Here is a 17,442-nt window from a genome sequence, read left to right on the forward strand (position 1 = left end):
GCCGCAGGTGCTCAGAGGGCGAGGCGGACGGCGGCCGTCAGGACGAGCTGGGCGAGGGCCAGGGGAACCAGGACCAGCCAGCAGAGGCGCTGGAGCTGGTCCTCGCGCAGGCGCGGGTACGACACCCGCAGCCAGATGATCACAAACGCGACCGCGAAGACCTTGAGCAGGGTCCAGAGCCAGCCGAGGTAGTCATCGCCGAACGGGCCCTGCCAGCCGCCGAGGAAGAGCACCGTGGTCAGCGCGGCGATCACCACGATGCCGACGTACTCGGCGAGCAGGAAGAACGCGAAGCGGAGGCCGGTGTACTCGGTCATGTAGCCGAAGACCAGCTCGGAGTCGGCGACCGGCATGTCGAACGGCGGCCGCCGGATCTCGGCCAGTCCGGCGACGAAGAAGACGACCATCGCGGGCGCCTGCCAGAGCAGCCACCAGGGCTGCCACGCCTCGACGATGCCGGAGAGGCTGAGCGTGCCGGCGGCCATCGCCACCGACGCGGCCGCCAGCACCAACGGCAGCTCGTAGCCGAGAAGCTGGGCCGCTCCGCGCAACCCGCCGAGCAGGCTGTACTTGTTGGCCGAGGCCCAGGCCGACATCAGCACCGCCACCACGCCGATGCCGACCACGGCGAGGACGAAGAAGAGGCCGATGTCCAGCGGCTGCCCGACCAGGTCGTCCGGGCCGAGCGGGATCACCAGCAGGGCGAGCAGGTACGGCACCAGGGCGACCGCCGGGGCCAGCCGGAACACCGGCCGGTCCGCGTCGCGCGGGGTGACATCCTCCTTCTGCACGAACTTGATCCCGTCGGCGATCAGCTGCGCCCAGCCGTGGAAGCCGCCCGCGTACATCGGGCCGAGCCGGCCCTGCATGTGCGCCATGACCTTGTGCTCGGCCTGCCCGACCAGCAGCGGCAGGGTGAGGAACGCGACCAGCACGCCCGCCACCCGGAGGATCAGCTCCAACCAGACGGGCATCAGCTGCCTCCCTCGGACGTCGGTTCCTCGCCGGGTGTCGGTTCCTGGCCGGCCGCTCGCCGCTCGCGGTCCGCGTCCGCCGGTTCCGGCCGACTCGGCCCGGTCGGGCGCTCGCCGGGCAACGGACGCGCCGGGCGCTCGCCGGGGGCCGGGCGGGCCGCACGCTCGCCCGGGGCGGGTCGAGCCGGGCGCTCCCGGGCCGGGCGGGCGGGAGTGCCGCCGCGCGGGCCCTCGCCCACCCCGGCCGCTCCGCCGGGCGTCGGCGTGGTGCCCCACTCCCCCGGCGCCGGCACGCCCGGCGGTCGGATGGGACGGCGTCCGCCGCCGGCCTCGGACTCGCCCGGCTCCTTCGCGCCCGGCCAGGGCTTGGCCACCCGGGAGGCGAGGACGAACTCCTTGCGCAGCGGGTGCCCCTCGAACTCCGGGGGCAGCAGCAGCGGACGCAGGTCGGGGTGCCCGTCGAAGCCGATGCCGAACATCTCGTGCGTCTCCCGCTCGTGCCAGGCGGCGCCGGGGAAGACGGCCACCACCGACGGCACCACGGCGGCGTCCCGGGGCACCCGGGTGCGCAGCAGCAGGCCGTGCCGGTGGGCGGTCGACCAGAGATGGGCGACGATGTCGAAGCCGTCGGCCAACTCGTCCACGGCGGAGAGCCAGTCGAAGAAGTCGCAGCTCAGCTCGGTGTCGTCCCGGGCGGCGCGCAGCGCATCCCGCCAGCTCGCCGGGGGAACGTCGACGGTGGCCCGGGCGTGGGCCTGGCCACCGGAAAGGCTGACGGTCACCTCGACCCCGCCCAACAGGGTGGCCAGCCGGGCACCGACCTCATCGCCAGTCATGCCGCCGATCCTATGGCCCGTCCGAATTCCCGACCTCGCGTGTGGAGGGCCCCTCCATGACGGAGATCGTCGCCACACCCCGACCAGCGCCATCGACAGCGGGTGCGGCCGGCACGTTGGATCGAGACATGTCTGCACACTTTGACGTGGTGGTGCTCGGCGCCGGTCCAGGAGGCTATGTCGCCGCGATCCGCGCGGCACAGCTGGGGCTGTCGACGGCCATCATCGAGGAGCGGTACTGGGGTGGGGTGTGCCTCAACGTCGGCTGTATCCCGTCCAAGGCGCTGCTGCGCAACGCCGAACTCGCCCACCTCTTCACCCACGAGGCGAAGACGTACGGCATCCAGGTCGACGGACAGGTCAGCTTCGACTACCGGGCCGCCTTCGAGCGAAGCCGTAAGGTCGCCGACGGGCGCGCCAAGGGCGTCCGGTACCTGATGAAGAAGAACGGGATCACCGAGTACGAGGGGCGGGCCGGCTTCACCGACCCGCACACGCTGACCGTGGCCCGCAACGGTGGCGGCACGGAGACCGTCACCTTCGACCAGTGCATCATCGCCACCGGCGCGACGACCCGACTGCTGCCGGGTACCTCGCTCAGCGACCGGGTCGTCACGTACGAGCAGCAGATCCTCGCCCCGGAGCTGCCGGAGAGCATCGTCATCGCCGGGGCGGGCGCGATCGGGGTGGAGTTCGCCTACGTGCTGCACAACTACGGCGTACGGGTCACGATCGTCGAGTTCCTCGACCGGATGCTGCCGCTCGAGGACGAGGAGGTCTCCGCCGAGCTGGCCCGTCGCTACCGGCGGCTCGGCATCGAGGTGCTCACGTCGACCCGCGTGGAGTCGATCGACGAGAGCGGCGACCGGGTCCGGGTGACCGTGTCGAAGGGTGGCGAGCAGCGGGTGCTGGAGGCCGACAAGGTGCTCCAGGCGATCGGCTTCACGCCGCGGGTCGACGGCTACGGCCTGGAGAAGACCGGGGTCCGGCTCACCCACCGGGGCGCCATCGACGTCGACGGCCGGTGCCGGACCAGCGTGCCGCACCTGTACGCGATCGGCGACGTGACCGCGAAGCTGATGCTCGCGCACACCGCCGAGGCGATGGGCATCGTGGCCGCCGAGACGATCGCGGGCGCGGAGACGATGGAGCTGGACTACACCATGATTCCGCGGGCGACGTACTGCCAGCCGCAGGTGGCGAGCTTCGGGCTGACCGAGGCGCAGGCCCGGGAGCGGGGTCACGACGTACGGGTGGCGAAGTTCCCCTTCAGCGCGAACGGGAAGGCGCACGGCCTTGGCGACACCGTGGGCTTCGTCAAGCTGATCAGCGACGCGAGGTACGGCGAGCTGCTCGGCGGGCACCTGATCGGACCGGACGTGACCGAGCTGCTGCCCGAGCTCACGCTGGCGCAGCAGTGGGACCTGACCGTGCACGAGCTGGCGCGCAACGTGCACGCGCACCCGACGCTCAGCGAGGCCGTCAAGGACGCCCTGCACGGGCTCGCCGGGCACATGATCAACATGTAGGTGGCCCGCGTGTCGGCCGTGCGGATGCGCTGTTTCCGCGCGGCCGGCCGTCCGGGCGGGAAGAATCAACGGGGTGCGTGCTGTCACCGTCACACCTGGCACCCCGAACTCGCTGCGATGCGTTCCGGACTGGCCGGAGCCGGCCGCGGACGAGGGCGACGTGCTGGTCGAGGCCATTGCCGTGGGCATCTGCGGCACCGACCACGAGATCATCGCCGGGCAGTTCGGCCAGGCGCCGCCCGGCGAGGACAGCCTGGTGCTCGGGCACGAGGCGCTGGGGCGGGTGCTGGAGGACCCGTCCGGCACGCTGCGACCGGGTGACCTGGTGGCGGGGATCGTCCGGCACCCGGACCCGGTGCCCTGCCCCAACTGCGCGGTCGGCGAGTGGGACATGTGCCGCAACGGGCGGTTCACGGAACACGGCATCAAGGCACTGCCCGGCTTCGCGCGGGACCGGTGGCGGCTGGAACCCCGGTTCGCGGTCGGGCTGCCTCCGAAGCTGGCCGACGTGGGCATGCTGCTGGAGCCGACCACCGTGGTCGCCAAGGCGTGGGACCACATCGAGCGGATCGGGCACCGGGCCGAGTGGCAGCCGCAGACCGTCCTGGTCACCGGCGCCGGCCCGATCGGCCTGCTCGCCGCGCTGCTGGGCGTCCAGCGCGGGCTCTCCGTGCACGTGCTCGACCTCGCCAAGAGCGGCCCGAAACCCGAGTTGGTCAGGGCGCTCGGCGCGACCTACCACTCGGTGCCGGTCGAGGACCTGGACTTCGAACCGGACGTGGTGGTCGAATGCACCGGCGCGCCGGTGGTGGTGCTCGCCGTGATGTGCAAGGCCGCGCCGAACGGCATCGTCTGCCTCGCCGGGGTCTCCGGCGGGCGGACGATCGACTTCGACGCCGGGGCACTGAACCGGACCCTGGTGCTGGAGAACAATGTCGTCTTCGGGTCGGTGAACGCCAACCGCCGGCACTGGGACCTGGCCGCCGCGGCGCTGGACCGCGCCGATCACTCCTGGCTCACCGCGCTGATCACTCGCCGGGTACCGGTGGCGGAGTACGCCTCGGCCTACACCGCCCAGGAGAACGACATCAAGGTGGTGCTGGACTTCACCGCCTGACGGCTCGACGGTCAGCTGCCGGGCAGCCGGCCGTTGCGGAACAGGTCCACGAAGAGCTGGTGGTCCTCCCGGGCGCGCAGCCCGTACGCGTGCGCGAAGTCGACCAGGTAGCCGACAAAGCCGTCCGCGTCGGCGTCGACCGCGGCCACGATCGCCTCCTCGGTGGAGTAGTCGACCAGGTCGTGGCTGGACTCGTCGTCGGCCACCGAGTGCATCCGGGCCACCGCCCGACCCAGGTCGGTGATCACCCCGGCCAGTTCCTCCGGCTCGTTGACGTCGGCCCAGTCCAGGTCCGCCGCGTAGGGGGAGACCTCGGCGACGAGCTGGCCGACCCCGTCCAGCTCGGTGAAGCCGAGCCACGGGTCGGCGTGCGCCTGCAGCGCCCGCTGCGACTCGGCGGTCCGGTGCCCCTGGTGCTGGAAGTAGCTGCGGACCCCCTCGTCGTCGATGTACCGCGCCACCGCCGGCACCTGGGCCTGCTTCATGTAGATGACCACGTCGTTCTCCAGCGCCTGGGTGTGCCCCTCCAGCAGCAGGTTGTACGACGGCAGGCCGGCCGAGCCGATCCCCACGCCCTTGCGGAGCACCACGTCCTTGATCCGCGCCTCGACGGGGCGGAGCCGGGCGGTGGCCTGCGGCAGGGTGCCCAGGTACTCCTGGAAGGCGCCGCAGACCTCGTCCCGGACCGCCCGGTCGATCTCGAAGACCCCGTCGCGCAGGGAGAACCGGCGCTCGTAGTTGTCGATGCTGGTCTGCGTGGCGAGCAGGTCGACCCGGGTGTTGAGCCGGGCCTGCTGGAGCACCCGGCGCAGCACCCCGTCGGCGTTGTCCAGCGTGATCGAGCCGATCGCGTCGTCCCCGCCGGCGGCGATGGCCCGCAGCTCGGTCAGGTACGACCGGGCGAACCCGGCGACCAGGTCGCCGATGACCTGGTCGGAGAGCGCCTTGGCGTAGCCGAGCAGCGCAACGCTGGCCGCGAAGCGCTTCAGGTCCCAGGAGAACGGCCCGACGTACGCCTCGTCGAAGTCGTTGACGTTGAACACCAACTGCCCGGAGCCGCTCATGTAGGTGCCGAAGTTCTCCGCGTGCAGGTCGCCATGGATCCAGACCCGGCTGGTCCGGTCGTCGAGGAACCGGTCGTCGGCGAAGTCGCCGCGCTGGTCGGCGTAGAACAGCGACGCGCTGCCCCGGTAGAAAGCGAACGGGGAGGCGGCCATCTTGCGGAACTTGCGCCGGAAGGCGGCCGGGTCCCGCGCGATCGAGGTGCCGAACTCCTCGGTCAGCACGTCGATGATGAAAGCGGAGCGCCTGTCCACGGACTCGGTCATGATCCGCAGGCTAGCCCCCGATCGCCACCCGTCACCTCAGCCGGCCGGGGGACGCACCGGTGGCGCGGTCAGCGACTCGACCGGGCGCGGAGCGGTCCCGGCGGCGTCCGCCGGCGGGGCCAGCCGGTCCGGGCGGGTCACCCCGCCGAGGCCGGACTGCTCCGCGGCGATCTTCTCCTGCAGGCGCAGGATGCCGTGCAGCAGCGCCTCCGGCCGGGGCGGGCAGCCGGGCACGTAGACGTCGACCGGGATGAGCTGGTCGACCCCCTTGGTCACCGAGTACGAGTCCCAGTAGGGGCCGCCACAGTTGGAGCAGGCGCCGAAGGAGATGACGTACTTCGGCTCCGGCATCTGGTCGTAGAGCCGCTTGATCGCCGGCGCCATCTTGTCGGTGACCGTGCCGGAGACCACCATCAGGTCGGCCTGCCGTGGACCGTGGGCGAACGGGATGACCCCTAGCCGGATGAAGTCGTGCCGACCCATGCTGGTGGCGATGAACTCGATGGCGCAGCAGGCCAACCCGAAGTTGAACACCCAGAGCGAGTAGCGGCGCCCCCAGTTCAGCACGAACCGGATCGGCTCGCCGAGCACGGCCGGCAACTGCACGTCAGGCCTCCCTCGCTGTCTCCGATCTGACAGTGAACCACAGGACTGGTGGAGCGATCAGCGCAACCGGTCCGGGTCTCGAGGCGTGTGAGGAAGAGTTACCGGTCCGCACGGGGAGGTGGCAGGTGACGGTGAGCATCGACGCGTTGCTCGACGAACCCCCGCCGGATGCGGTCGGGCACGAGCCCAGCGGCGACCCGGAGGAGCCGGCCGACTTCGACCAGGTGTACCACGCACACTTCCGTTCGCTGACCGTGCCGCTCACCGCGTACTGCGGCGACCTCTCGCTGGCCCAGGACCTGGCGCAGGAGGCATTCTGCCGCGCCTTCGTCCGCTGGTCGCAAGTTTCCCGGTACGACGACCCGGTGGCCTGGGTCCGCCGGGTCGCCTGGAACCTCGCCACGAGTCGGTGGCGGCGCCTGCGAACGGCACAGTCGTTCCTGCGGCGTCAGCGCGAGGAGCACGTCCCCGGTCCCAGCCCCGACCGGGTGGCGTTGCACACGGCGCTGGCGCTGCTGCCCGCGCACCATCGCCGGGCGGTGGTGCTGCACTACCTGGCCGATCTGTCCGTCGCCGAGATCGCCAAGCAGGAACAGGTGGCAATGGGAACGGTGAAGTCCTGGCTGCACCGCGGCCGCACGGCGCTGGCCAACCATCTGAGCACCACGAACGAGGTGACCGACCATGGCTGAGCCCGACGACGCGCTGCTCGGCGGAGAGTTCTCGGCGTACCGCGAAACCCTGCTGCCGGCCGTCCACCCGGCGGGGCCTACCGCCGCACGGGAGACGGCCCGTCGGCGCCGCCGACGCTCGGCGGCAGCGGCCGCCGCCGTGGCGGTGCTCACCCTCACCATCCCGGTGGTCGGCTGGGCGACGATCGGGCGGGACCAGGGCCGGCCACCCACGCCGACCGGGACCCTGCCCCCGGTCCCGACGGACACCGAATCTCCGACCGCGACGGCCACGCCCATGCCCTCCCCCACCGCGACCGGCGGGGCGCAGCGGCCGATCAGCCGGGCCGACCTGCTCGCCGCCACTGTCGACGTGCCGGAGTGGCCCGCGGGCGCGCCGTGCGCGTCGGGTCCCACCCCCCTGACCGATCCACCGGGTCGGCCCGGGGAGGTCATCCTCTCGGGCTTCGTCGGTGCCTACGGCGACGTCGACCGGGACGGGGTGAAGGAGCCCGTCGCCCTGATCCGCTGCCTGGTCAGCAAGGGCAGTTATCCCGAGCAGGTGGTGGCGTTCGACCGGGATGCGGCCGGGCGGGTCGTCGTGCTCGGCCGGATCTTCCGGTCGGATCAGGAGAAGCCGGAGTGGTTGTACTCGCTCAGCGTCCGTCCGGACGGGTTGGTCCGGGTGGAGGTGACGGACGTGGTCCCGGTCGACGGCAGGGTTCCGGACGAGTCGCACCGACAATGGCGCGGCTTCCGGTGGAACGGCAGCGACTTCGTGCAGACGGACGGGCCGTTGAGCTTCTCCCCCACCTCGAACGCGGGCGGCACCGGCGGCGCGGTCACCGCCCCACCGAGGCCGTCGGCACCGCCGGTGTTCGCCGTCCTCGCGTCGAACGTGGTGTACGGGCCGCGCGACGCGGGCGGCCGGCGTGGCGGTAGCACCTCCGTCACGTTCGAGAACACCAGCAGGAGTGCCGTCGAGTACCCGATGGTGAGCTACGTAGCCAATGGCGACGACCAGCTCGCGGAGGCGCTGGCGCAGAGCTGCTGGAACTTCTTCCGCAACGGAAACCGGATCACCTGCCTGGCCCAGCCGGTGGAGGCGGGCGGGCAGGGTGAGGTGGAATTGCCGTTCACGACCGTGGCGGACGGGCCGGATCACGAGCTGACGGTGATCGTCGAGGCCGGCCAAGGGGAGACCGGGTCGGCGGTACCGGGCACGGCCACGACGCTCAATGTGGAGGTTTCCTTCGGCGGATGATCCGGAACTTTCCCGGCTCCCGCCGCAACCAGGAGACGCCAACGGACGTGTTTGTTCGCCAAGCGGTCGATACTCGGCGGCTCGGGGCGCACAAACGGGGGCTGACGGCGCCACCTCGCCGGGATTGCGGCGGGGGCTCCGTCAGCAGGTGGGCCGACGGCCGACCAGTTCCGTGCCGCCGGGGCGCCGCCTCGGCACTGGCCCGGCCCGGCCGGCCCGATACCGGCCGGGCCGCGGCCCTGCGCCCGCCGCCCGGCCGAATGCGACATCGCCTCCAGGGCTGCCGGTCGGTCCCGCACGGAGCCGGTCCACCACCGACAGACGACGATGCACCGCTCCGATCAGCGCGGTGGACGCCGGGGTGACCCACGAGACGGCGTCGCCCGGCCGGAGGATCCCGGCCGGGCGACGCGAGGTGTCACGCCTGGTCGACGGTCGGGCCCGGGCCGATCGCCGCCGTCAGCACCGACGGGCCCGGCCCGATCGCCGCCGTCAGCATCGACGGGCCCGGCCCGATCGCCGCCGTCAGCATCGACGGGCCCGGCCCGATCGCCGCCTTCGCCACGGTCTGACCGATCCAGGCCGTCACGACGCCCGGGCCGGGGCCGATCGGGTCGGCGACCGTCGGGCCAGGGCCGATCGCCGAGACGGCGGCGGCCGCGCCACCGAGGCCGAGGGCCAGACCCGCCAGGCTCACCGCTCCGGCGATGGCGATCTTCCGTACGTTCATTTCGTTTCCTCCCGTGTCGGTCGTTCCGTTGGCAGGAACGCTACGCACGATGGGGATGCCCCATAACCTCCATTTATCCATGTATATTGGTACATACGTCGATTGACGGCGGTCGCTCGATCGCCTCCCGAACGCGAGGGCCCGGAACCGCCGCGGTTCCGGGCCTTCGTCGCCAGGGGTCACCACGTCGGGCGTTGGAGCAGGCCGACGAACTCCACCAGCAGCCGTTCCCGCAGCCGCACCGGCGCGGCGTCGAGCAGCGCGTTCACCGACGCCATCCGGTCCGGCAGCGGACCGGGACCGCCGCCGAGGCCGAGGCCGGCGGCCAGCCCGGCGATCAGCTCGGGGGTGAGCGCCTCCGGCGTCAGGCTCCCGGCCAGGGCCAGCAGCTCCGGCGGGAGCCGCACCGGCCCGGCCACCCGGGCCGCCGACGCGGCGTCGGCCAGGTCCGGCCCGAACTCGGCCACCCGGGGCGCCACCGCCGCGGTCACCGTCAGGTGCACGCTGGCCGGCAGGTTGGCGTACGCGAGCTGGGGCTGGGTGTGCCAGCCGCGCGCGGTCAGCTCGTCAACCAGCACGAAGAGGTCGAGTTCCGGATCCGTGCTGGTGAAGCAGACCACGGTCGACTCCGGCTCGGCCATCAACCGCAGCCCCGGCACATCTGCGACCGCCTCGGCGAGGGCGCGGACCGCGTCCCGGGTCCGCCGGGCAAGCTCCAGGTAGCCGTCCTCGCCAAGGTGGCGCAGTGTGGCGTACGCGGCGGCGATCGGGCCGCCGGAGCGGGTGGAGGAGATCACCGGGTTGACCATCGTGTACCCGGGCCAGTCGGCGTACGCGAAGTACTGCGGGGCACGCAGCGCGGGATCCCGGTGCAGCAGCACCGACACCCCCTTCGGGGCGTACGCGTACTTGTGCAGGTCCACGGAGATCGAGGTGACCCCGTTGACAGTGAAGTCGAACGGCGGCACCGGCTCGCCGAGCCGCCGCAGCCAGGGCAGCGTCCAGCCGCCGAAGCAGGCATCCACGTGGCAGCGCACCCCGGCGGCCGCCGCGACGGCCGCGATCTCCGCGACCGGATCCACCACGCCGTGCGCGTACGAGGGGGCGGAGCAGGCGACCAGCACCGTCTCCGGGCGGATCGCGGCGGCCACGTCGGCGGCGGCCGGGCGCAGGGTGGCCGGGTCGACCCGCACCGGGTCGAGCGCCACCCCCAGGTAGTGGGCCGCCTTGGCGAAGGCGGCGTGCCCGCTGACCGGCACCACGATCCGGGGCTCGACGAGCTCTGGCCGGGCGTCCCGGGCCGCCTTCACGGCCAGGATCAGCGACTCGGTCCCGCCGCCGGTGACGCTGCCGACCACCGCCGGTGCGCTCGTCCCCGGCCCACCCCCGAGCAGCCGGGCGGCCGCTGCGACCAGGGCATTCTCCATCGCCAGCAAGGACGGGAAGGCGGTCGGGTCGAGCCCATTGACGTGTGCGGCCTCCGCGTACGCGGCAGCAGCCAGCTCGTCCAGCCCCGGCACCCCCGGGTCGTACACGTACGCGAACAACCGTCCGCCGTGGGTCGGCCGGTCCCCCGCCCGCAGCCCCCGGATCTCGTCCAACACCTGCTCCGCGGGCACTCCCTCCACGGGCAACGCGCCCGCCCTCTCCTCGTCGATCATGTACTTGTGGCGCCCTTCTCGTACGGGTCAGCGGCTTTCATCCCCCGCCACAACTCCATGATCGACGCGGTGGGAGACGGCGGCCGCGAGGCGGCGGGGGGTGAGGTGGTAGGCGCGGAGCAGGGGGAGCGGGGCGGCGACGAAGAGGGCGGGGAGGACGGTGAAGCCGAGCAGGACGCCGAGGCGGGCGGTGCCGGACTGGGCGGCCGCCACTCCGGTGGACGACGAGGTGTAGCCGGTGAGCTGGAGGACCAGGCCGTAGATGCCGGGGCCGAGGGCGAGCCCGAATGTCTCCCCCGCCGTCCAGAGGCCGGTGAGCACGCCGGCCTGCCGCCGACCGGTGCGCACTGTGTCGTACGCGATGCAGTCCGGGAGCATGGCCAGCGCGAAGACCTGCTGGCCGGCGTACCCGACGCCGACCAACGCCACCAGCGGGTAGACCGCGGCGGCCGGGGCCGCGGGCGCGGCAACCAGGGCCGCCGCGCCCAGCGCGAAGCTCACCGACGCGGCGACCAGGGCGGCCAGCTTCCCGATCCGGGCGCCGACCCGGGTCCAGAGCGGCATGACCAGCAGGGCCGGCCCGACGAAGCAGGCGAAGAGCAGGGTCGGCCCGGTCTGCGGGTCGCGCAGCACCTGGTCGGCGAAGTAGCTGACCCCCGCCAGCATCGTCGCCACGCCGGCGGACTGCACCACGAAGCAGACCAGCAGGGCCCGGAAGGGCCGGTTCCGGCCAGCGACCGCGAGCTGGGCCCGCAGACTGGGCTCGCTCTCCCCGACCGCGCCGGTCGGGGCGGACCGGGTGCCGAGGAAGGCGCCGACCGCGCCGGCCATGATCAGCGCGGCGACGAAGAGCCCCATCCAGCGGTGCCCCGCCACGCCCTCTCCGCCGATGGTCACCACCATCGGCGCCACCGCACCGGAGACCAGGATGGCCAGCGCCAGCACCGCGATCCGCCAGCTCATCAGCCCGGTACGTTCCGCGTAGTCGTCGGTCAGCTCGGCCGGCATGGCTACGTAGGGCACCTGGAAGAAGGCGAACGCGGTCGCGGTGGCCAGGAACGCCACCGCCACGTACGCCCCGGCAGCCGGCCCGGCGCCGAACGGGGCGGCGAAGATGCCAGCGAAGAGCACGGCCAGCGCCAGCCCGGCGACCAGCAGGTACGGACGGCGGGCGCCCCAGCGGGACCGCGTGCGGTCGGAGATCCGCCCGGCCACGGGGTTGATCAGCACGTCCCACGCCTTCGGCAGGAGCACCAGCAGCGCCGCGACGCCCGCCGCCACGCCCAGCGTGTCGGTCAGGTACGGCAGCAGGAGCAGCCCCGGCACCGTCCCGAACGCGCCGGTGGCCAGCGACCCCAGCGCGTAGCCGGCGTGCACCCGGCGTGGCAGGCGGTCCGGCGGCATCGGGCCGGCGGCCGGAACCCGCCCGACCGGGTCGGCGGTGACCCGCGGCCCGGGCACGGCGGGCGCCTCGGCCCGGGACGGACCGGCGGCGCGATTCGACGACCTCTCCGGCACGTCCATGGCGCGGAATGCTACTCAGGCTATGGCCCGGGTCATATCCCCTCGTCGGGCGACCAGGCCGCCGCCGCCATGTCCACCCCGGAGGCGCGCAACGGGCAGCCCTCGGCCCGCAGCCGGGCCCGCGCCTCGATCTCGTGCCCCGGGGGCAGCCGGCCGGCCGAGTTCACCACCCGGTGCCAGGGCACCCCGCCCCCGTGCCGTGCCATGATCGAGCCGACCAGCCGCGCCGACGACCGTCCCGAACGCTCGGCCAGCGCGTCGGCCACCGCCCCGTACGACATCACCCGGCCCGGCGGGATCCGCTCGACCAGGTCGAGCACCGCCTCGACGTACTCGTCAGGTGTCACGAGCTGCCACGATATGGGAACGCTGGCGGGTGCGGCGGACCCGACCGCGCAGAATGGTCGGGTGCGCGAAGCAGTCACGACGGCCCGGCGGATCGTCGTCAAGATCGGCTCGTCCTCGCTGACCACGGCGGCGGGCGGGCTCGACGACGCCCGGGTGGACGAGCTGGTGGACACGCTCGGCGCGCTGGCCGCCGACGGGCGCGAGGTGGTGCTGGTCTCCTCCGGCGCGATCGCCGCCGGCCTCGCCCCGCTCGGCCTCCCCCGACGCCCGCGCGACCTGGCCACCCAGCAGGCCGCCGCCAGCGTCGGGCAGGGCCTGCTGATCGGCCGGTACGCGACCAGCTTCGCCCGGCACGGCCGCACCGTCGGGCAGGTGCTGCTCACCGTCGACGACGTGACCCGGCGAGTGCACTACCGCAACGCGTACCGGACCCTGCGCAAGCTGCTCGACCTGCGGGCGGTGCCGATCGTCAACGAGAACGACACGGTGGCCACCGAGGAGATCCGGTTCGGCGACAACGACCGGCTCGCCGCGCTGGTGGCCGCGCTGGTCCACGCCGACCTCCTGGTTCTCCTGTCGGACGTGGACGCGCTCTGGACCGGTGACCCGGCCCGCCCGGCGTCCCACCGGATCGCCGAAGTGCACGGCGAGGCGGATCTCGTCGGCATCGACATCGGCGGGGCCGGGCGCGCCGGGGTCGGCACCGGCGGCATGGTGACCAAGGTCGAGGCGGCCCGGATCGCCACCGGCTTCGGCATCCCGGTAGTGCTCACCGCGGCCCCGCTGGCCGCCGAGGCGCTCGCCGGCCAGCCGGTCGGCACGCTCTTCCACCCGGAACGGCAGCGCCCCGCCGCCCGGCTCTTCTGGCTGGCCCACGCCACCACGCCCCGCGGCCGGCTGCACCTGGACGCGGGGGCGGTGCAGGCCGTGGTGGGCCGGCGCAAGTCGCTGCTCCCCGCCGGGATCACCGCGGTGGACGGCGCGTTCACAGCCGGGGACCCGGTGGACCTGGTGGACACCGAGGGCGCGTCGGTCGCCCGCGGGCTGGTCAACTACGACGCGGTGGAGCTGCCGGGACTGCTCGGCCGCTCCACCTCGGAACTCGCCGCGGCGCTCGGCCCGGCGTACGAACGGGAGGTTGTCCACCGCGACGACCTCGTACTGCTGTGAGGAGTGCACGATGAGCGTCGTCGAGCAGGCCCGGCGAGCCCGGGACGCCGCGGAGGCGCTGGCCGTCGCCACCCGTGCGGCCAAGGACGCCGCGCTTCGCGCGATGGCCGACGCGCTGGTGGCGCGTACGCCGGAGATCCTGGTCGCGAACGCGAGGGATCTGGCGGCCGGGCGCGAGGCGGGGCTGAGCGCGGCCGTGCTGGACCGGCTCGCCCTGGACGCGGGACGGGTGGCCGGCATCGCGGACGCGCTGCGCCAGATGGCCGCGCTGCCCGACCCGGTCGGCGAGGTGGTCCGCGGCTCGACCCTGCCGAACGGCCTGGAGCTGCGGCAGATCCGGGTGCCGTTCGGGGTGGTCGGCATCATCTACGAGGCCCGGCCGAACGTGACGGTGGACGCCGCCGGGATCTGCCTGAAGTCCGGCAACGCCGCGCTGCTCCGCGGCTCCTCCTCGGCCGCGAATTCGAACGCGGCGCTGGTCGCGGTGCTCCGGGACGCGGTGGCCGGGGCCGGCCTGCCGGCCGACGCGGTGCAGCTGCTCGACGCCACGTCGCGCGACTCGGTCAAGGAGCTGATGCGGGCCCGCGGCCTGGTCGACGTGCTGATCCCGCGCGGGGGCGCGTCGCTGATCCGCACGGTGGTCGAGGAGTCGACGGTGCCGGTGATCGAGACCGGGGTGGGCAACTGCCACGTCTACGTCGACGCGGCCGCCGACCCGGCCAAAGCGGTGGCGATCACCCTGAACGCCAAGACGCAGCGCCTCTCCACCTGCAACACGGCCGAGTCGCTGCTGGTCCACGCGGGCATCGCCGACGCGTTCCTACCGGCGATGCTGGCCGCCTTCGCCGACGCCGGGGTCACCGTGCACGGCGACGCCCGGGTGGCCGCGTACTCCGACGCGGTCGTCCCGGCCACCGACGAGGACTTCGCCACCGAATACCTGTCGGCCGACATCTCGGTCGCCGTCGTCGACTCGCTCGACGCGGCGGTCGCGCACATCCGGCGGTACGGCACCGGCCACACCGAGGCGATCGTCACCGACTCGGCGAGCGCCGCCCGGGAGTTCGTGGCCCGGGTCGACGCGGCGGCGGTGATGGTGAACGCCTCCACCCGGTTCACCGACGGCGGCGAGTTCGGCTTCGGCGCGGAGATCGGCATCTCCACCCAGAAGCTGCACGCCCGCGGCCCGATGGGGCTGCCCGAGCTGACCAGCACCAAGTACGTGGTCACCGGGGACGGTCACCTGCGCTGAGCGGTACCCGGGGCCCCGCACCGGGTGGCTCGGCGCCGCTCAGGCGGTCGGCGCCGCCGGCTCGGGCGGCGCGGGCTCCGGCGGGGCGGACGGCCCGGCGGGCTCCTGCCGCGGGAGTGGCACGGTCGGCGGCGGTACGAGCGGAGGCACCACCTCGGACGCGGGCGCCGGGCGCGGTGCCGGCACCACGGTCGGCGACGGCAGCGCGGCCGGCTGCGGCAGCACGAACGACGTCCCGGCCCCCGGGGCCTCGGGCGTCGTGGGCCGGCAGGCCCGGATCGCCCGGAGCGTGGTGTGCACGTCGAACTGATGGCCGTCGTCGCTGTCCCAGCCACCGTCGCTGCGCTGCGTCTCGGCGAGCCGCCGGCGCGCCGAGACCAGCAGCCACTGCTCCTCGCCCACCTCGACGTGGCGCAACGTCGCGGCCAGCCAGGCCACGTCCGCCGGGGACATCTCCGGGATCCGCTCGGCCAGCACGGCCTGGATCCGCGCCGACTCGTAGTACATCTGCTGGCCGTGCAGCACGGCCGCGCTGAGCCAGCCCGCGGGGAGGAAGGACGGCCAGCTGCCGTCCGACCTGAGCCCGCCGGCGAGCGACTGCGCGGCGGCGTGCAGGACGCCCGCGTAGGCGCCACCGACGCGGTGATCCAGCGGACCGGCGGCGCGGGCGTCAAGGCCCCCGACGGCGAGCCAGAATGCGACGTTGGCGGTGAGGTAGTACCGGGCCTCGGGGTCACCCGGCTGCGCCCACTCGGGGGCGAAACCGGCCAGCGACGGGTCCTCGTCCCAGCCGCCGTCGGGGAGCTGTCGGGCCGCCAGCCAGTCCAGCGCGTGCCGGGCCGCCGGGCGGCCGAGCCCGCCGAGGTCGTCCAGCTCGGACAGGCGGAAGCAGGTCGCGTCGACGGACGCGACGTCCGATCCCAGGGTGGCCGGCCACCCGCCGCCCGGCGCCTGCCCGGTCTCGGCCGCGTCGAGCAGCTCGGCCGGCACCGGCGCACCGGTGCGCAGCCGGGAGAGGCGCGCGCGGTCCACCGCGTCCCCATGTGCCACGACGAAGCCGATCGCAGCGTCCAAGTCCACCACGGCGGACACGCTACCGGCGCAAACGTGGTTACGCCTCGGTAGCTCGGCCGAGATGACCCGGCCCACCCCGGGCAGCGAAAAGGGGCCCGTCCGGTTAGGAGCGGGCCCCTTCTCGACGACTCAGTACGCGGGCAGCGACGGGTCGATCTGCTTGATCCAGGAGAGCACGCCGCCCTGGACGTGCACCGCGTCCCGGAAACCGGCCGCCTTCAGCGCGGCGAGCGCCTCGGCGGAGCGGACGCCCGACTTGCAGTGCAGCACGATCTGCCGGTCCTGCGGGAGCGTCGCCAGCGCCTCGCCCGAGATGATCTCGCCCTTCGGGATCAGGGTCGAGCCGGGGATCCGGACGATCTCGTACTCGGCGGGCTCGCGGACGTCGACCAGGAAGATGTCCTTGCCGGCGTCCTGCCACTCCTTGAGCTCCAGCGCGGTGATGGTCGAGTCGACCACCGCCTCCTGCGCCTCCTCGGAGACCGCGCCGCAGAAGTCCTCGTAGTCCTCCAGCAGCTCCGTGACCGTCGGGTTCGCGCCGCAGAGCACGCAGTTCGGGTCCTTACGAACCTTGATCTTGCGGTAGCTCATCTCCAGGGCGTCGTAGACCATGAGCCGGCCGACCAGCGGCTCGCCGATGCCGGTGAGCAGCTTGATCGCCTCGTTCACCTGGATCGAGCCGATCGAGGCGCAGAGCACGCCGAGCACGCCGCCCTCGGCGCAGGACGGGACCATGCCGGGCGGCGGCGGCTCCGGGTAGAGGCAGCGGTAGCAGGGGCCGTGCTCGGCCCAGAACACCGAAGCCTGGCCGTCGAAGCGGTAGATCGACCCCCAGACGTACGGCTTGCCGAGCAGCACCGCCGCGTCGTTGACCATGTAGCGGGTGGCGAAGTTGTCCGTGCCGTCGACGATCAGGTCGTACTGGGAGAAGATCTCCTTGACGTTGTCCCGGTCCAGCGCGGTGTTGTGGATCTCCACCTTGACCAGCGGGTTGATCTCGCGGATCGACGCGGCGGCGGACTCGGCCTTGGACCGGCCGACGTCGGAGACGCCGTGGATGATCTGCCGCTGGAGGTTGGACTCGTCGACGGTGTCGAAGTCGATGATGCCGAGCGTGCCGACGCCGGCGGCGGCGAGGTACATCAGGGCCGGCGAGCCGAGACCGCCCGCGCCGACGCAGAGCACCCGAGCGTTCTTCAGCCGCTTCTGCCCCTCGACACCGACGTCCGGGATGATCAGGTGGCGCGAGTAGCGGCGGATCTCGTCAACGGTCAGCTCGGCGGCGGGCTCGACGAGCGGGGGCAACGACACGGTGGACTCCCCGGGATCGGCGTTGGTGAACCGCGCCATTGTCGCTC

General features: G+C 73.2%; 15 protein-coding genes and 1 pseudogene. 6 read left to right on the forward strand and 10 right to left on the reverse strand.

Annotated features, from left to right (window positions below):
• Positions 1 to 11: 11 nt before the first annotated feature.
• Together nuoH and GA0070624_RS00920 are read right to left on the reverse strand one after the other, a co-directional pair.
• Entirely contained in the window at positions 12 to 974 is a 963-nt protein-coding gene (nuoH, locus tag GA0070624_RS00915) for an NADH-quinone oxidoreductase subunit NuoH (protein ID WP_091335738.1), read from the reverse strand.
• Entirely contained in the window at positions 974 to 1,810 is an 837-nt protein-coding gene (locus tag GA0070624_RS00920; protein WP_091335739.1) for an NADH-quinone oxidoreductase subunit C, read from the reverse strand. The genes nuoH and GA0070624_RS00920 overlap by 1 nt, the downstream gene beginning before the upstream one ends.
• Before the next feature lie 128 nt (positions 1,811 to 1,938).
• Here GA0070624_RS00920 and lpdA point away from each other — a divergent pair, with 128 nt between their 5' ends.
• A complete protein-coding gene (gene lpdA / locus GA0070624_RS00925; protein ID WP_091335741.1) occupies positions 1,939 to 3,339 on the forward strand; it encodes a dihydrolipoyl dehydrogenase in 1,401 nt (466 codons plus the stop codon).
• 73 nt (positions 3,340 to 3,412) lie between these two features.
• The gene (locus GA0070624_RS00930) at positions 3,413 to 4,456 is read left to right on the forward strand and encodes a glucose 1-dehydrogenase (RefSeq protein ID WP_091335744.1); all 1,044 of its coding nucleotides are present in this window, start codon (positions 3,413 to 3,415) and stop codon (positions 4,454 to 4,456) included.
• Between the two features lie 11 nt (positions 4,457 to 4,467).
• Here GA0070624_RS00930 and GA0070624_RS00935 read toward each other — a convergent pair whose 3' ends face one another.
• A complete protein-coding gene (locus tag GA0070624_RS00935; RefSeq protein ID WP_091335746.1) occupies positions 4,468 to 5,784 on the reverse strand; it encodes a DUF2252 domain-containing protein in 1,317 nt (438 codons plus the stop codon).
• A gap of 36 nt (positions 5,785 to 5,820) precedes the next feature.
• Positions 5,821 to 6,390 (reverse strand): NADH-quinone oxidoreductase subunit B, encoded by a 570-nt coding sequence (locus GA0070624_RS00940; protein WP_091335747.1) that lies wholly within the window; start codon positions 6,388 to 6,390, stop codon positions 5,821 to 5,823.
• A 125-nt stretch (positions 6,391 to 6,515) separates the two neighbouring features.
• Between GA0070624_RS00940 and GA0070624_RS00945 the strand changes: the two genes are divergently transcribed.
• Both GA0070624_RS00945 and GA0070624_RS00950 read left to right on the forward strand, forming a co-directional pair.
• Positions 6,516 to 7,082 carry a SigE family RNA polymerase sigma factor gene (locus GA0070624_RS00945; RefSeq protein ID WP_176731546.1) on the forward strand — a complete coding sequence of 189 codons (567 nt, stop codon included), beginning with the start codon at positions 6,516 to 6,518 and terminating at the stop codon, positions 7,080 to 7,082.
• On the forward strand, positions 7,075 to 8,325 hold the full coding sequence (locus tag GA0070624_RS00950) for a hypothetical protein (protein WP_091335749.1): 1,251 nt from the start codon (positions 7,075 to 7,077) through the stop codon (positions 8,323 to 8,325). The genes GA0070624_RS00945 and GA0070624_RS00950 overlap by 8 nt, the downstream gene beginning before the upstream one ends.
• Before the next feature lie 418 nt (positions 8,326 to 8,743).
• Here the strand turns inward: GA0070624_RS00950 and GA0070624_RS00955 are convergent, their stop codons facing one another.
• The 4 genes from GA0070624_RS00955 to GA0070624_RS00970 form a co-directional block, all read right to left on the reverse strand.
• A complete protein-coding gene (locus GA0070624_RS00955; protein ID WP_091335751.1) occupies positions 8,744 to 9,055 on the reverse strand; it encodes a hypothetical protein in 312 nt (103 codons plus the stop codon).
• Positions 9,056 to 9,234: 179 nt separating this feature from the next.
• Positions 9,235 to 10,716 carry a pyridoxal phosphate-dependent decarboxylase family protein gene (locus tag GA0070624_RS00960; RefSeq protein ID WP_091335753.1) on the reverse strand — a complete coding sequence of 494 codons (1,482 nt, stop codon included), beginning with the start codon at positions 10,714 to 10,716 and terminating at the stop codon, positions 9,235 to 9,237.
• 27 nt (positions 10,717 to 10,743) lie between these two features.
• On the reverse strand, positions 10,744 to 12,240 hold the full coding sequence (locus GA0070624_RS00965; protein ID WP_425413481.1) for an MFS transporter: 1,497 nt from the start codon (positions 12,238 to 12,240) through the stop codon (positions 10,744 to 10,746).
• A gap of 32 nt (positions 12,241 to 12,272) precedes the next feature.
• A complete protein-coding gene (locus tag GA0070624_RS00970) occupies positions 12,273 to 12,587 on the reverse strand; it encodes an MGMT family protein (protein WP_091335754.1) in 315 nt (104 codons plus the stop codon).
• A gap of 13 nt (positions 12,588 to 12,600) precedes the next feature.
• Here GA0070624_RS00970 and proB point away from each other — a divergent pair, with 13 nt between their 5' ends.
• Positions 12,601 to 13,758: a glutamate 5-kinase gene (proB, locus tag GA0070624_RS00975; protein WP_091335756.1), complete on the forward strand. Its 1,158-nt coding sequence runs from the start codon at positions 12,601 to 12,603 to the stop codon at positions 13,756 to 13,758.
• 10 nt (positions 13,759 to 13,768) lie between these two features.
• A complete protein-coding gene (locus tag GA0070624_RS00980; protein WP_091335758.1) occupies positions 13,769 to 15,010 on the forward strand; it encodes a glutamate-5-semialdehyde dehydrogenase in 1,242 nt (413 codons plus the stop codon).
• Positions 15,011 to 15,274: 264 nt separating this feature from the next.
• On the opposite strand, the pseudogene GA0070624_RS00985 reads toward GA0070624_RS00980, so the two are convergent.
• Both GA0070624_RS00985 and moeZ read right to left on the reverse strand, forming a co-directional pair.
• A pseudogene (locus GA0070624_RS00985) lies at positions 15,275 to 16,168 on the reverse strand (prenyltransferase/squalene oxidase repeat-containing protein); the annotation flags it as partial.
• A gap of 45 nt (positions 16,169 to 16,213) precedes the next feature.
• Entirely contained in the window at positions 16,214 to 17,434 is a 1,221-nt protein-coding gene (moeZ, locus tag GA0070624_RS00990; RefSeq protein WP_176731548.1) for an adenylyltransferase/sulfurtransferase MoeZ, read from the reverse strand.
• Positions 17,435 to 17,442 lie beyond the last annotated feature (8 nt).

The organism is Micromonospora rhizosphaerae (assembly GCF_900091465.1).
GTDB classification, from domain to species: Bacteria; Actinomycetota; Actinomycetes; order Mycobacteriales; family Micromonosporaceae; genus Micromonospora; species Micromonospora rhizosphaerae.

What these genes read in the sequence shown, in the direction of transcription:
- GA0070624_RS00920 (WP_091335739.1), bottom strand. Translation starts at nt 1,810, where the DNA reads ATGACTGGCGATGAGGTCGGTGCCCGGCTGGCCACCCTGTTGGGCGGG.
- GA0070624_RS00955 (WP_091335751.1), bottom strand. Translation starts at nt 9,055, where the DNA reads ATGAACGTACGGAAGATCGCCATCGCCGGAGCGGTGAGCCTGGCGGGT.
- GA0070624_RS00980 (WP_091335758.1), top strand. Translation starts at nt 13,769, where the DNA reads ATGAGCGTCGTCGAGCAGGCCCGGCGAGCCCGGGACGCCGCGGAGGCG.
- nuoH (WP_091335738.1), bottom strand. Translation starts at nt 974, where the DNA reads ATGCCCGTCTGGTTGGAGCTGATCCTCCGGGTGGCGGGCGTGCTGGTC.
- GA0070624_RS00960 (WP_091335753.1), bottom strand. Translation starts at nt 10,716, where the DNA reads ATGATCGACGAGGAGAGGGCGGGCGCGTTGCCCGTGGAGGGAGTGCCC.
- GA0070624_RS00965 (WP_425413481.1), bottom strand. Translation starts at nt 12,240, where the DNA reads ATGGACGTGCCGGAGAGGTCGTCGAATCGCGCCGCCGGTCCGTCCCGG.
- GA0070624_RS00950 (WP_091335749.1), top strand. Translation starts at nt 7,075, where the DNA reads ATGGCTGAGCCCGACGACGCGCTGCTCGGCGGAGAGTTCTCGGCGTAC.
- lpdA (WP_091335741.1), top strand. Translation starts at nt 1,939, where the DNA reads ATGTCTGCACACTTTGACGTGGTGGTGCTCGGCGCCGGTCCAGGAGGC.
- moeZ (WP_176731548.1), bottom strand. Translation starts at nt 17,434, where the DNA reads ATGGCGCGGTTCACCAACGCCGATCCCGGGGAGTCCACCGTGTCGTTG.
- proB (WP_091335756.1), top strand. Translation starts at nt 12,601, where the DNA reads ATGGGAACGCTGGCGGGTGCGGCGGACCCGACCGCGCAGAATGGTCGG.
- GA0070624_RS00935 (WP_091335746.1), bottom strand. Translation starts at nt 5,784, where the DNA reads ATGACCGAGTCCGTGGACAGGCGCTCCGCTTTCATCATCGACGTGCTG.